The sequence below is a fragment of the Pseudomonas sp. genome, assembly GCF_050739775.1.
Lineage (GTDB): Bacteria > Pseudomonadota > Gammaproteobacteria > Pseudomonadales > Pseudomonadaceae > Aquipseudomonas.
In genome coordinates, this window is sequence record NZ_JBOICA010000025.1 from 53,444 (window position 1) to 66,371 (window position 12,928).

Below are 12,928 nucleotides of genomic sequence, written 5' to 3' on the forward strand. Positions count from 1 at the left end.
GCCGGAAGCCCGACATGCTCCACTCACACCTCACGACCCTCAACGCCGTGTCTTTGGTTCTACAAGCCTTCAAGGATGATGACATAGACGCTGCGGCGCTCCTCGACGGTAGCGGGATCAGCCCGGCGGACCTGGGCCGCGCTGACTCGCGCATTACCACCCGCCAGGAGCTGCTGGTGTGTGCCAACGCCGTGGCGCGGCGCCGTGAAGTGGGCCTGGAGCTGGGCCGGCGCATGCATGTTTCCTGCTACGGCATGCTCGGTTACGCCCTGCTCTCCAGTGCCACCTTAGGTGACGCTTTGCGCGTGGCCATGCAGTATCCGGCTCTGCTGGGAACACTTTTCCAACTGCGCCTGATCGAAGACGGCGAGCACATCTGGTTCAGCGCCAGCAATTATCGCGAAGCCCCTCACCTGGCAGCGTTCAACGCCGAGTTCTGCCTGACCTCCCTGAAAGTCATCTGTGATGACCTGCTCGGGCAATCGCTGCCGCTGCTGGCGTCACGCTTTGTCCATGCCGCCCCGGATTACCAGGCGCTGTACGCTGAGACTTTCAACTGCCCGCTGCACTTCGGGGCCAGCGATAACGCCTTTGCCTTCGAGCGCCGCTGGCTGGAGACGCCCTTGCCATTGGCCGACCAGATCACCCACCGGGCCATGAGCGAACGTTGCCGCCGGCAGAACCTGGAGTTCACCGGTCGCCAGGCCTGGCTGGGGCGCATCCGCCAGTTGCTGCTCGATCAACTGGGTGCCGCACCCGGGCTGGAGGGCCTGGCAAAGCAGATGCATTGCTCATCGCGCACCCTGCGTCGGCATCTGCAGGAACTGGGCAGCAGCTACCAGCAATTGCTCGACGAGCTGCGATTCGAGCGGGCCAAGCAATTGCTGGCTGAAGACCAGCTGCCGATCTATCAGATTGCAGAAGCCTTGGGCTTCAGCGAAACCGCCAGCTTCCGCCATGCGTTTCTACGCTGGAGCGGTGTAGCCCCAAGCCATTTCCGCGCCTGACTGGCGTGCATTGCACCGCCTGGGGCGAAATCCGGACACCCAGGCTGGCCATATCGATCCCCTTTTGGCCGTTTACGCCGTTCTGAACCGGGACCGGTCCATCAACAATGGACCCACGCCAGTGATTCCGGAGAACAACAAATGCTGACCATTTATTCTGATGACCATCGCCTTCACCACGGCCGCTGTGAGCTGATCGACGGGCAATTGATGCCCTGCTTCGAAATGCCTTCACGCGCTGACCATGTGCTGGAACGGGTCAAGACCCGTGAACTGGGGCCGGTACAAGGCCCAGCGGACTTTGGCCGCATACCGCTGCTGCGGGTGCACAGTGCCGATTACCTGAATTTCTTTGAGGGTGCCTGGCAGCGCTGGGCCAGCCTCGGCCACGATGGCGATCTGTTGCCCTTCACCTGGCCGGCGCGCACCTTGCGCAGCGTCAAACCCAGCGGTCTGCATGGTGAGCTGGGCTACTACAGCTTCGACGCCGGCGCGCCCATCACTGCTGGCACCTGGCAAGCCGCCTACAGTGCAGCGCAAGTCGCGCTCACCGCCCAGGCCGCGGTGCAAGCCGGTGCCCACAGCGCCTTCGCACTGTGCCGTCCACCAGGACACCACGCCGCCAGCGATGTCATGGGCGGCTACTGCTACCTGAACAACGCCGCCATTGCTGCCCAGGCTTTCCTCGACCAAGGCCACAGCAAAGTCGCGATCCTCGATGTGGATTACCATCACGGCAATGGCACCCAGGAAATCTTCTATCAGCGCAGCGACGTGTTCTTCGCCTCGATTCATGGCGATCCACAGGCCGAGTTCCCGTTCTTCCTCGGCTATGCCGATGAACAAGGCGAAGGCGAAGGCCTGGGCTATAACGTCAACTACCCGTTGCCCGCAGGCAGTGACTGGCCAACCTGGAGCAACGCTCTGGATCAAGCCTGCGAACGCATCGCTGCCTATGCGCCAGACGTGGTGGTGGTGTCGCTCGGGGTCGATACCTTCAAAGACGACCCAATCTCGCAGTTCAAACTGGACAGCCCCGACTACCTGAAGATGGGCGAGCGCATTGCCCGCCTGGGCAAACCGACCCTGTTCGTCATGGAAGGCGGTTATGCGGTCGAAGAGATCGGTATCAATGCTGTAAACGTACTAGAGGGTTTCGAAGGGGTCCGATGACCGTCACCCACGCCAGGCACGCCACAAGCGTGCCAGGGCGTCGGCAATCCGGGCTTCGTCCACTGCGGCGAAGCCCAGCACCAGCCCTGCGCGGTTATCCACAGGTGTAATCGAGCCAGGCAACCAGTAGTCGCTCAAGGCATTGAGCTCGACACCGACGGCCTCGGCCTGAGCGATCAGCACCTGCTCGCGGGCATGACTGTCTACATCGATCTTCACATGTAGCCCTGCCGCCATCTCAGGCATCGGCCCGAGGCCCGGGATATCCACAGGCCAGCCCGCCTGTAGTGCATTGCGCCGGCTCAGGGCGGCACGCCGCACACGGCGAATGTGTCGTTGGAAATGCCCCAGGGCCATGAATTGCGCCATCACCGCCTGTGTGCCGACCTCCGAATGCCTGACCGCCAACGCCCGGCAACGGGAGAAGGCTTGCACCAGCTGTTGCGGCAGCACCAGATAGCCCAGGCGCAACGCGGGAAAAGCAATCTTGCCGAAAGTGCCGACATACAACACTCGCCCGCTACGATCCAGCGCCGCCAGCGGGGCCAGCGGGGCACCGCTGTAACGGTACTCGCCGTCGTAATCGTCCTCGATGATCCAGCCGTCTTTGCGCTGAGCCCAGTCCAGCAGTTCCAGGCGCCGGGCCAGACTCATGGTGACCCCGGTGGGGTACTGGTGTGAGGGAGTCACGTAACTCAGGCGACAGTGCGGCACGCCATACAGTGCTGCACAGTCCAACCCCTCGTTGTCTACCGAAATGCCTCGCACTTGCGCACCGGTCAGAGCAAAGGCATTACCGGCTGCGCGATAGCCTGGGTTTTCCACAGCCACCACGTCACCCGACTCCAGCAGCAACTGTGCACAAAGGCTGATGGCCTGCTGTGCGCCACTGGTGATCACAATTTGTTCAGCCGTGCAGGAAAGCCCACGTGATCGACGCAGATAGGTGGCAATCAGCTCACGAAGTTGCGGCTCACCCGCCGGGTCGCCATAGCCGAGCGCCGCAGGATCTGGATTGCGCCAGAATCCCGCCTGCAGCTTGGCCCAGACGTCAAAAGGAAACAGATCAAGCGCCGGTAAACCGACACGAAACGCCCGCGGCGGACCGCTTTTCGGCGCGGGTAAATGGTGCTTCTCCAATCGCTCCAACGGGCCATTGTGGATAACTTTACTGGATAAACTCTCAGTGCTTTCCAACGCTTTTGTGGATAAATCTGTGGAAAAACCCAGGGATAACCCTGTGGGTACTTTTGTGGATAGTTTTGGCAACTGGCTCACGTAAGTCCCATCCCCGACCCGGCTTTCGATAAAACCTTCGGCATAAAGCTGATCGTAGGCACGCACCACGCTATTACGCGACAGCGCCAACGCCGCGGCCATGTCGCGGGTGGCCGGCAAGCGCGTGCCACTGCTCAAACGACCATCCAGCACACGCAGGCGCAGCGCCTGGTAAAGCTGACGGCTGAGCCCCTGGCGACGATCAAGAACAATACCCGTAGGGTCGAACGGTAAGGTGAAAGGACGCACGCTCATGACAATGGACCTATCAAATTAACTGAAAATGGCTCTTACCATAGTCCAATAGCCTGCCTAGGATTAGGCCATTCGCCAAGGACAATCCTCATGTTCACACCTTCGAGCTACAAGGAAACCGACCTCAGCCAACTGCATCAGCAAATCGAGCAGACGCGTCTGGCCGTGCTGGTCACCCAGGGAGAGCAAGGCCTGCAGGCCAGCCACCTGCCCCTGCTGCTGGACCGTAGCCAAGGCAGCAACGGCACCCTGTACGGTCACTTCGCCCGTGCCAACCGGCAATGGCAGGAACTGGCCAACGGTGCCGAGGCCCTGGTGGTGTTCGCCGGGCCAGATGCTTATGTCAGTGCCGGCTACTATCCCAGCAAGACTCAGGATCCGCGCACCGTACCGACCTGGAACTACCTGGCCGTACACGCTTGGGGCAAGGCCGAGGTGTACCACGATGCCGCGCGCCTGCTGGATATCGTCCGGCGCCTGAGCGACCACCATGAACAACGTCAGGCCAAGCCCTGGTCGGTGGACGAAGCGCCCGCCGATTACATGGCCGGGATGCTCAAGGCTATCGTCGGCTTTGCCCTGCCCATCGATCGCCTGCAAGGCACGCGCAAACTCAGCCAGAACCGTTCGGCCATCGATATCGAAGGCGTACGCACAGGCCTGGCCAACAGCCCTGATCCCATGGATAACCAACTGGCCGCAGTGATGCGCCAACCTTGAAGGAATCTCTCATGCCTACCGTTACGATCCGCCCGGTAACTGCCGACGACCATAGCGCCTGGCTGCCCCTGTGGCAGGCCTATCAACGCTTCTACGAAACCCGCATTGCCGAGGAGGTAACAGCCGTGGCCTGGCAGCGCATGCTCGATCCCAAGGAGCCGACCAATGCTGCGTTGGCCTGGCTCGACGGCAAAGCGGTAGGCATGGTCCATTGGATTTATCACCGCTCCAACTGGAGCATCGAAAACTCCTGCTACCTACAGGACCTGTACGTCCTGAGCGAACAACGTGGCCTGGGTGTTGGCCGCCAATTGATCGAGCATGTCTATGCCATAGCTCGCGAAGCAGGCTGCGCCAAGGTTCACTGGTTGACCCATGAAACCAATGCCACCGCAATCAGTCTCTACGAGCAGGTGGCCGAACGGCCGGGCTTCATCCAGTTTCGCAAACCGTTGTAACCCCAGGAGCCATCGCATGAGTGCACCTTTGAACTGGCACCCGGCCAAACGCCCACAGTCCACAACCTTGGTCGGTCGTTTCATTCGCCTGGAAAAACTCGATCCCCGACGGGACCGTGAAGACCTCTGGCAAGTGTTCCAGGGGCCAGAAGCCGACCCGAGACTCTGGGACTACTTGGCCTACGGGCCTTTCACCGAACGCGAAGACTTCGACCATTGGCTCGACAGCAACGCGGCCAGCAGCGATCCGTTGTTCTACAGCGTCATCGACAGTGCCAGCGGTCAGACCCAGGGCATTCTCAGCCTGATGTCGATCGTCCCCGAGCAGGGCCGTATCGAGATTGGCCACATCGCCTTCGGCGCCGCCATGCAGCGCACGCCCAAGGGTACCGAGGCGGTGTACCTGCTGGGCAAGCAGGCGTTCGAACTGGGCAACCGCCGCCTGGAGTGGAAGTGCAACAACGACAATGCCCGTTCGAAAAGGGCCGCCGAACGCTTCGGCTTCAGCTTCGAAGGGGTGTTCCGCAACCATATGGTGATCAAAGACCGCAACCGCGACACGGCCTGGTTCTCGATTACCGATGATGAATGGCCGGCGATTGCGGCGGGGTTCGAGCACTGGTTGAGTGAGGACAACCAGCGCCCGGAAGGTCAGCTCCGCACGCTGGAGGCTTGCCGCGCCTCTATCTGAAGCTCAGCTGACCTGACGCACACGCCTGACCACCCCCATCTGCAGACCGAAAGGCCGGAACACGGCGTTCAGCGATTTGAGCGTCGGATTCCCTTCGTCTTGTTCAATCTGAATCAGGGTGCGCACAGAAATTTTGCACATGCGGGCGAACTGGCTTTGATGAAGCTTTGCCACTTCGACCCGCAGTCGCCGTACCGCCGCACCCAGTTCCAGGGTGCCATCGGCGATTCCTTCTCGTACACCTTCGATCAGCAGGCCGCGTACATCTATTGAAACCGTCATTGCAGCCCCCAGCCTTTCATTCGTTGCTCAAGGTTTTTCAAGGCAATCGCTGGATGATTCATCACAGAGTCTGGTAACCCGCTATCGGCCAAAAAGTCTGGCAATGCCAGCAACGCCCGAGCGTCCTGACAAAGCCGTTCAAACGCCTGTTGCGGATCTATCAGGCCTTTCAGGCCGTCACAGACTGCGCGCCAATTGAACTCGCCTCCATGTTCTCCAGCTTTAAGCCATTTGATAGTTCGGGTGATGCCTTCAGCGTCCATCACCATAGGCGCAAGGTCATAGATCGGTGCCATATGTAGCGCATCCTGGCTGCGAATCACCGCAGTATTGCGGCCATGGTTGTCGGCGTTGCCAAGGATCATGTTGATCAAGTCCCGACGCAGATAGTCGGCGACAAGATCTGGCACCTGAGCCTTCTGTCCAGCCTCAATCCACAGCTTAACCAGCAAGGTGATGACCTCCAGATGGTCCATCCGCGCTCCCGTCTCAGCCACACCTGCCAGTGAGTAAATCGATTCTACCGCCAGCCGTTCAACGCCCCGCTCACTGACCTGACGATCAAAGCGTTTCATCCACAAGCTCGGCTTGGTTGCTTCTTCCAGGGCCAGTTCGGCGGTCGCTACGGTATCGATACCGAGCTGCTGCAGGGCCTTGTAGTACAGGTATTCGGCGCGCAGGATGTCCTGATCGTTGTTCAGTGCCTGATTACGCGCAAATTTTACAAACCAGTGGCAAGTCGCCCGGCTATCGTCCAGGACCGCATCCGGATAGAGTTGCCCATTCGCGTCCGCGGTGAGCAACAGCTTGGGCGCCTCCCCGCCCGCCCCGGTCGCACCGCCAATCGCGGCACCTTGCTCGTAGGCATACTCCAGAAATCGCTGGTCGCGGATGACTACATCCTGACGGGTGAAGCCCATTGGCTTGGCACCATCCAGCGCCTCGACCGACTCCTTGACACGTAGATTGCCAATGGGCGCGGGCGTACTGCGACCCAACAGGTAGAGGTCATCACCCAGACCTTGAGGCTTCTCACGCCCGATATGCTTGAGCAGGAAACGCTTGGCGGCACCCGACGGCGCGATGTCGTAGAGGAAGGCCGGCGCCTGCTTCAGCGAAAACGTGTCGTAGTCAACTGGCAGCCTGGCACTGACAGCCATGGCAAAGGTGCTCTGGTAGGCGTCCAGGTTGTTTCTGATGTAGTCGGATTTGTAGGCGATTTCGCAAGGGCTCAGAAATGCGTTTTCTGGCTGCGCGAAATTCATGGACATGACGTCCTGCCACCGACCATCTGCATAGAGCTGAAGTGTGAGTAGCTGCATGATAGACCTGTAATTTACTGCATTTTCACCGGACCAATCGGTTTCTAATCTGCAATATAGTGCAATTTACAGCCAACCACAAAAGCGATACCTGCATCTAAATGCAGATAGCAGCCAATACAACTCACTGAATATGCAATATAATGCATTATTCTGTGCAAAAAAGGGGGAGCATACGCCCCCCAGAGGTTAACCGCTTGTAGATGAAGGCTTGAAAATCAGCCCTCGATCTCGATCAGGATTTCGCCCGGGTTGACCCGGTCGCCCTTGGCCACGTGGATGGCAGTAACCTTGCCGGCGATGGCCGCCTGGACTTCGGTTTCCATCTTCATGGCTTCGGTGATCAACACCGACTGGCCGGCCTTGACCATGTCACCTTCCTTGACCAGCACATCGACGATGTTGCCCGGCATGGTGGTGCTGACGTGACCTGGTGCGCTGGCCTGCTTGCGCTTGCTGCTGCCGCCGCCGACGAATTCGTTGAGCGGCTCGAACACCACTTCTTCCGGCATGCCGTCGATGGACAGGTAGAAGTGACGCTTGCCTTCGGCCTTGACACCGACACCGGTAATGTCGACGCGGTAGGTTTCGCCGTGGACGTCGATGACGAACTCGGTCGGCACGCCTTCACCGCCAGCCGAGGCCACCTTGCCAGCTTCCGGAATCGGCAGCAGCACTTCAGGAGTCAGGGAGCCCGCTTCGCGCTCTTCGAGGAACTTGCGCCCGATGTCCGGGAACATGGCGAAGGTCAGCACGTCTTCTTCGGACTTGGCCAAGTTGCCGATATCGGCACGCAGCTTGGTCATTTCCGGCTTGAGCAGGTCTGCCGGGCGCACATCGATGACCTCTTCGCTGCCGATGGCCTGACGACGCAGGTTCTCGTCGACCACACCCGGGGCCTTGCCGTAACCGCCTTGCAGGTACAGCTTCACCTCGTTGGTGATGGTCTTGTAGCGCTCGCCAGCCAGGACGTTGAAAAACGCCTGAGTGCCAACGATTTGCGAGGTCGGGGTCACCAACGGCGGGAAACCGAGGTCTTCACGCACGCGCGGGATCTCAGCCAGCACTTCATTCATGCGGTTGAGCGCGCCCTGCTCCTTGAGCTGGTTGGCCAGGTTGGAAATCATCCCGCCCGGCACCTGGTTCACTTGCACGCGGGTGTCCACGGAGGTGAACTCGCTTTCGAACTGGTGGTACTTCTTGCGCACGGCATAGAAGTACAGGCCGATTTCCTGCAGCAGCTCCAGGTCCAGACCGGTATCGAACTCGCTGCCCTTGAGCGCCGCGACCATCGACTCGGTACCCGGGTGGCTGGTGCCCCAAGCGAAGCTGGAGATGGCGGTGTCGATATGATCGGCGCCGTTCTCGATGGCTTTGAGCTGGCACATGGCAGCCAGGCCAGCGGTGTCGTGGGAGTGAACGAACACCGGCAGCGATTGCTCGGCCTTCAGCGCCTTGACCAGTTCGCCAGTGGCGTAAGGGGTCAACAGGCCGGCCATGTCCTTGATCGCCACCGAGTCGCAACCCATGGCTTCCATCTGCTTGGCCTGGGCCACAAAGGCGTCAATGGTGTGCACAGGGCTGGTGGTGTAGGCAATGGTGCCCTGGGCGTGCTTGCCGGCGGCCTTGACCGCCTCGATGGCCACGCGCAGGTTACGCACGTCGTTCATGGCATCGAAGATGCGGAACACGTCGATACCGTTGACGGCGGCCTTGGCCACGAAGGCTTTGACCACGTCGTCGCTGTAGTGGCGGTAGCCGAGCAGGTTCTGGCCGCGCAGCAACATTTGCAGACGGGTGTTTGGCAACGCTGCACGCAGCTTGCGCAAGCGCTCCCACGGGTCTTCCTTGAGAAAGCGCACACAGGCGTCGAAGGTCGCGCCGCCCCAGACTTCCAGCGACCAGTAGCCGACCTTGTCGAGCGTGTCGCAGATCGGCAGCATGTCGTCGGTACGCATGCGGGTGGCCAGCAGGGACTGGTGGGCGTCGCGCAGGATTGTGTCGGTTACAAAGATTTTCTTGGACATTATGGGATTCCTCACAGGCCTGCGTGGGCGGCAATGGCGGCGGCGATGGCCAAGGCCAGCTCTTCGGGTTTGCGCTTGATCGAGTAGTTGGTCAGTTCCGGATGGCTTTCAACGAAGCTGGTATTGAACTGACCGCTGCGGAACTCCGGATTGCGCAGGATTTCCTGGTAATAGGCGGCAGTGGTCTTCACCCCTTGCACACGCATGTCGTCCAGCGCCCGCAGGCCGCGGTCCATGGCCTCTTCCCAGGTCAGCGCCCAGACCACCAGTTTCAGGCACATGGAGTCGTAGAACGGTGGAATGGTGTAGCCGGTGTAAATCGCCGTGTCGGTACGTACGCCGGGACCACCGGGTGCGTAGTAACGGGTGATCTTGCCGAAGCTTGGCAGGAAGTTGTTTTTTGGATCTTCGGCATTGATCCGGAACTGCAGGGCAAAGCCGCGGTGCTGGATATCTTCCTGCTTGACCGACAGCGGCAGGCCCGAAGCAATACGGATCTGCTCGCGAACGATGTCGATACCGGTGATTTCTTCGGTGATGGTGTGTTCCACCTGCACCCGGGTGTTCATCTCCATGAAGTACACCTCGCCATCGGCGAGCAGGAACTCCACGGTACCGGCGTTCTCGTAACCCACGGCCTTGGCTGCGCGCACCGACAGGTCACCGATATAGGCGCGCTGTTCAGGCGTCAGTTGCGGGCTGGGGGCGATTTCGATGAGCTTCTGGTTACGGCGCTGGATCGAGCAGTCGCGTTCGAACAGGTGTACAACGTTGCCGAAGCTGTCACCGAGGATCTGCGCTTCGATATGTTTCGGATTGACGATACATTTTTCCAGGAACACTTCCGCCGAACCGAAGGCCTTGGTCGCTTCGGAAATCACCCGTGGAAATGCCTGTTCCAGCTCCTCGCGGCTGTTGCAGCGACGAATGCCGCGACCGCCACCACCGGAGGTGGCCTTGAGCATCACCGGATAACCGATGCGGTCACCTTCCTCAAGCGCTTCATGGATGTCGGCGACATTGCCTTCAGTGCCTGGGGTCACTGGGACACCGGCCTTGATCATGCTGCGGCGGGCTTCGGTCTTGTCACCCATGCGGCGAATGACTTCGGCTGCCGGGCCAATGAACTTGATCCCACGTTCAGCACAGATGTCCGCAAGTTCAGCGTTCTCCGACAAAAACCCATAACCGGGATGCAGGGCATCACAACCGGTTTCCACAGCCAGGTTCACCAGCTTGCGCGGGTTCAGGTAGCCGGCCAGGGGCTCGGCACCAATGCTGTGGGCCTCATCGGCACGTTTGACGTGCAAGGCGTGGCGGTCGGCGTCGGAGTAGATCGCTACGGAGCGAATGCCCATTTCGGCGCAGGCACGCACGATCCGAACTGCAATTTCACCCCTGTTGGCGATCAGGATTTTTTTTATCACTGGAGTATTCCCAAGGCCGCTAGAACAAACGAGCCGGCAATGCCGGTCGGCGCGTGACCAATCGTCGCTGGCCAGTCGCATCTTTACCCTAGCGCTGTCTCTGGATAAACAAAAATCAATATTTATTAGGGTGTGCATTAGCAAAAGCTTATAGTGCTGTTACAAGGTTTTGCCGGGACACGGATAAAATGCGTAAGTCATTGATGCGTATGACATTGCGTCAATTGCAGGTCTTCAATGAAGTCTGTGATTTACGTTCCTATAGCCGGGCGGCCGAGGAGATGAACCTGACGCAACCCGCCGTTAGTCTACAGATCCGCCAGCTCGAAGAGCTGGTAGGCCAGCCGCTGTTCGAGTACGTCGGCAAAAAGCTCTACCTGACCGAGGCTGCCGAAGCCCTGCAACGCGCCAGCCGAGACATCTTCGGCCGCCTGGAAAGCCTCGACATGCAGCTTTCCGACATGCAGGGCTCGTTGCAAGGACAGTTGAAGCTGGCGGTGGAGTCCAGCGCCAAATACTTCGTTCCGCACCTGTTCGCCGCCTTCAAGCGCCAGCACCCTGAGGTCAGTCTTACCCTCACCGTAGTCAATCGGGCCCAGGCCATCCGCCGTCTCTCGGACAACCGCGACGACCTGATCATCATGTCCATGGTGCCCCAGGATATGGGCCTGGAGTTCCTGCCGTTCCTCAACAATCCGATTGTCGCCGTGGCCCCACCCGATCATCCGCTGTGCAAGCTGGAGAAGCTGCGCCTGCAGGATCTGGAGCCGCATACCCTGCTGGTTCGCGAACAAGGTTCGGGCACCCGCAAGGCCTGCGAGGAGTACTTCAAGGACAAGCGCGTGCACTTCACCCAGACCCTTGAGGTCGCCTCGGCCGATGCCCAGCGCGAATGCGTGATTGCCGGCCTGGGCATTGCCTTGCTGACCCGTCACGCACTGAACCTGGAACTGGCCACCGGCGTGCTATGCGAGTTACCGGTTGAAGAGTTGCCGCTGTACCGCAGTTGGTGCGTGGTGCAGTCCAAGGCCAAGCGGCAGTCACCGGTGGCCTTGGCCTTTCTTGCATTCATCCGTAGCGAACGGACGCAAATCAGCGGGCTTGTTGAGCGTTTTTCGGGGAGCTTGCCGCCGATACCTGCCATACGTTGATGGCTTGCAATTCGGGGTAATCGGCAATTTCCTGGAGCAGGCGACGCTGCTCGGAGTAGCTTTCGATCGCGCGGCGGAACTCCATGCGGCGCTGATCCTTCTCCTGCTGCTTGCGGGACTTGGCGTTGGGTTGATACGAGCCATCGAGTTCACGAGCCATTGCATATCTCCCTGATCGAGTGCGGGAGTTTTAGCCTGACTACGCGGCATTACGATTTGGCGGCGCGCCAATGACAAATCGATGAAACAGTAGCCAGGATCAGTCGTCCATCGCCTTGATCGACTTGGGCGACAGGCGCAGGCTGCGCAAACTGCGCTTGACGCTCTTGAGGTGATTGACCAGGCTCGGGCCGCGGGCCATGGCCACACCCATGGCGAGCACATCGATCACCACCAGGTGGGCAATACGCGATGTCAGGGGGGTGTAGATCTCGGTGTCTTCGTGCACGTCGATCGCCAGGTTGACCGTCGACAGCTCCGCCAGTGGGGTCTGGCTCGGACACAGGGTAATCAGCGTGGCCCCGCTTTCACGCACCAGGTTGGCCGTGATCAGCAGGTCCTTGGAGCGTCCTGACTGGGAGATGCAAATGGCCACATCACCCGGTTTGAGGGTCACCGCCGACATTGCCTGCATATGCGGGTCGGAATACGCCGCCGCAGTGAGCAGCAAGCGGAAGAACTTGTGCTGGGCGTCAGCCGCCACCGCACCGGAAGCACCGAAGCCATAGAACTCGACGCGCTGGGCCTGGGCCATGGCCGACACCGCACGCTGCAGGGCCTGAGGGTCGAGGTGCTCGCGCACTTCCATCAGGGTATGCAGGGTGGTATCGAAAATCTTCAGGCTGTAGTCGGCAACCGAGTCGTCTTCATGAATAGCGAACTGGCCAAAGCTGGCACCCGCCGCCAGACTCTGGGCCAGCTTGAGCTTGAGGTCCTGGAACCCGGAACAACCGATGGCTCGGCAAAAGCGCACGATGGTCGGCTCACTGATACCAACGCTGTGGGCAAGATCGGCCATGGAGCTGTGCATGACGGCTGCAGGATCCAGCAGCACGTGATCGGCAACCTTCAGTTCCGATTTGCGTAGCAGATGGCGCGACTGGGCGATGTGTTGCAACAGATTCAAGGGCAGGACTC

At 60.0% G+C, this 12,928-nt stretch carries 13 protein-coding genes; 6 read left to right on the forward strand and 7 right to left on the reverse strand.

Annotated features, from left to right (window positions below):
• Nucleotides 1–14: 14 nt before the first annotated feature.
• Nucleotides 15–1,007 (forward strand): AraC family transcriptional regulator, encoded by a 993-nt coding sequence (locus tag ACRESH_RS14745; protein WP_431742697.1) that lies wholly within the window; start codon nucleotides 15–17, stop codon nucleotides 1,005–1,007.
• Between the two features lie 141 nt (nucleotides 1,008–1,148).
• Nucleotides 1,149–2,180: a histone deacetylase family protein gene (locus ACRESH_RS14750; RefSeq protein WP_431742698.1), complete on the forward strand. Its 1,032-nt coding sequence runs from the start codon at nucleotides 1,149–1,151 to the stop codon at nucleotides 2,178–2,180.
• Between the two features lie 3 nt (nucleotides 2,181–2,183).
• Here the strand turns inward: ACRESH_RS14750 and ACRESH_RS14755 are convergent, their stop codons facing one another.
• Nucleotides 2,184–3,713, reverse strand: a complete 1,530-nt coding sequence (locus tag ACRESH_RS14755; protein WP_431742699.1) for a PLP-dependent aminotransferase family protein — start codon at nucleotides 3,711–3,713, stop codon at nucleotides 2,184–2,186.
• A 90-nt stretch (nucleotides 3,714–3,803) separates the two neighbouring features.
• On the opposite strand from ACRESH_RS14755, the gene ACRESH_RS14760 reads away from it, so the two are divergent.
• From ACRESH_RS14760 to ACRESH_RS14770, 3 genes are read left to right on the forward strand one after another with little or no spacing between them, the layout of a single operon-like run.
• The gene (locus ACRESH_RS14760; protein ID WP_431742700.1) at nucleotides 3,804–4,433 is read left to right on the forward strand and encodes an FMN-binding negative transcriptional regulator; all 630 of its coding nucleotides are present in this window, start codon (nucleotides 3,804–3,806) and stop codon (nucleotides 4,431–4,433) included.
• 11 nt (nucleotides 4,434–4,444) lie between these two features.
• Nucleotides 4,445–4,891, forward strand: coding sequence for an N-acetyltransferase family protein (locus ACRESH_RS14765; protein ID WP_431742701.1), 447 nt, complete (start codon nucleotides 4,445–4,447; stop codon nucleotides 4,889–4,891).
• A 16-nt stretch (nucleotides 4,892–4,907) separates the two neighbouring features.
• Nucleotides 4,908–5,582: a GNAT family N-acetyltransferase gene (locus ACRESH_RS14770; RefSeq protein WP_431742702.1), complete on the forward strand. Its 675-nt coding sequence runs from the start codon at nucleotides 4,908–4,910 to the stop codon at nucleotides 5,580–5,582.
• 3 nt (nucleotides 5,583–5,585) lie between these two features.
• Here the strand turns inward: ACRESH_RS14770 and ACRESH_RS14775 are convergent, their stop codons facing one another.
• From ACRESH_RS14775 to ACRESH_RS14790, 4 genes are all read right to left on the reverse strand, one after another.
• Nucleotides 5,586–5,864, reverse strand: coding sequence for a helix-turn-helix domain-containing protein (locus ACRESH_RS14775; RefSeq protein WP_431742703.1), 279 nt, complete (start codon nucleotides 5,862–5,864; stop codon nucleotides 5,586–5,588).
• On the reverse strand, nucleotides 5,861–7,186 hold the full coding sequence (locus ACRESH_RS14780) for a type II toxin-antitoxin system HipA family toxin (RefSeq protein WP_431742704.1): 1,326 nt from the start codon (nucleotides 7,184–7,186) through the stop codon (nucleotides 5,861–5,863). The genes ACRESH_RS14775 and ACRESH_RS14780 overlap by 4 nt, the downstream gene beginning before the upstream one ends.
• A gap of 218 nt (nucleotides 7,187–7,404) precedes the next feature.
• A complete protein-coding gene (gene oadA / locus ACRESH_RS14785) occupies nucleotides 7,405–9,213 on the reverse strand; it encodes a sodium-extruding oxaloacetate decarboxylase subunit alpha (RefSeq protein ID WP_431742705.1) in 1,809 nt (602 codons plus the stop codon).
• 11 nt (nucleotides 9,214–9,224) lie between these two features.
• A complete protein-coding gene (locus ACRESH_RS14790) occupies nucleotides 9,225–10,640 on the reverse strand; it encodes an acetyl-CoA carboxylase biotin carboxylase subunit (protein ID WP_045186243.1) in 1,416 nt (471 codons plus the stop codon).
• A 203-nt stretch (nucleotides 10,641–10,843) separates the two neighbouring features.
• Between ACRESH_RS14790 and ACRESH_RS14795 the strand changes: the two genes are divergently transcribed.
• On the forward strand, nucleotides 10,844–11,791 hold the full coding sequence (locus ACRESH_RS14795; protein WP_431742722.1) for a LysR family transcriptional regulator: 948 nt from the start codon (nucleotides 10,844–10,846) through the stop codon (nucleotides 11,789–11,791).
• Here the strand turns inward: ACRESH_RS14795 and ACRESH_RS14800 are convergent.
• Together ACRESH_RS14800 and hexR are read right to left on the reverse strand one after the other, a co-directional pair.
• On the reverse strand, nucleotides 11,733–11,951 hold the full coding sequence (locus tag ACRESH_RS14800; protein WP_431742706.1) for a PA3496 family putative envelope integrity protein: 219 nt from the start codon (nucleotides 11,949–11,951) through the stop codon (nucleotides 11,733–11,735). The two genes, ACRESH_RS14795 and ACRESH_RS14800, sit on opposite strands and share 59 nt — an antisense overlap.
• A 99-nt stretch (nucleotides 11,952–12,050) precedes the next feature.
• The gene (gene hexR, locus ACRESH_RS14805; protein WP_038616018.1) at nucleotides 12,051–12,917 is read right to left on the reverse strand and encodes a transcriptional regulator HexR; all 867 of its coding nucleotides are present in this window, start codon (nucleotides 12,915–12,917) and stop codon (nucleotides 12,051–12,053) included.
• Nucleotides 12,918–12,928 lie beyond the last annotated feature (11 nt).

What these genes read in the sequence shown, in the direction of transcription:
- ACRESH_RS14745 (WP_431742697.1), top strand. Translation starts at nt 15, where the DNA reads ATGCTCCACTCACACCTCACGACCCTCAACGCCGTGTCTTTGGTTCTA.
- ACRESH_RS14795 (WP_431742722.1), top strand. Translation starts at nt 10,844, where the DNA reads ATGCGTATGACATTGCGTCAATTGCAGGTCTTCAATGAAGTCTGTGAT.
- oadA (WP_431742705.1), bottom strand. Translation starts at nt 9,213, where the DNA reads ATGTCCAAGAAAATCTTTGTAACCGACACAATCCTGCGCGACGCCCAC.
- ACRESH_RS14760 (WP_431742700.1), top strand. Translation starts at nt 3,804, where the DNA reads ATGTTCACACCTTCGAGCTACAAGGAAACCGACCTCAGCCAACTGCAT.
- ACRESH_RS14775 (WP_431742703.1), bottom strand. Translation starts at nt 5,864, where the DNA reads ATGACGGTTTCAATAGATGTACGCGGCCTGCTGATCGAAGGTGTACGA.
- ACRESH_RS14800 (WP_431742706.1), bottom strand. Translation starts at nt 11,951, where the DNA reads ATGGCTCGTGAACTCGATGGCTCGTATCAACCCAACGCCAAGTCCCGC.
- ACRESH_RS14765 (WP_431742701.1), top strand. Translation starts at nt 4,445, where the DNA reads ATGCCTACCGTTACGATCCGCCCGGTAACTGCCGACGACCATAGCGCC.
- ACRESH_RS14770 (WP_431742702.1), top strand. Translation starts at nt 4,908, where the DNA reads ATGAGTGCACCTTTGAACTGGCACCCGGCCAAACGCCCACAGTCCACA.
- ACRESH_RS14755 (WP_431742699.1), bottom strand. Translation starts at nt 3,713, where the DNA reads ATGAGCGTGCGTCCTTTCACCTTACCGTTCGACCCTACGGGTATTGTT.
- ACRESH_RS14750 (WP_431742698.1), top strand. Translation starts at nt 1,149, where the DNA reads ATGCTGACCATTTATTCTGATGACCATCGCCTTCACCACGGCCGCTGT.
- ACRESH_RS14780 (WP_431742704.1), bottom strand. Translation starts at nt 7,186, where the DNA reads ATGCAGCTACTCACACTTCAGCTCTATGCAGATGGTCGGTGGCAGGAC.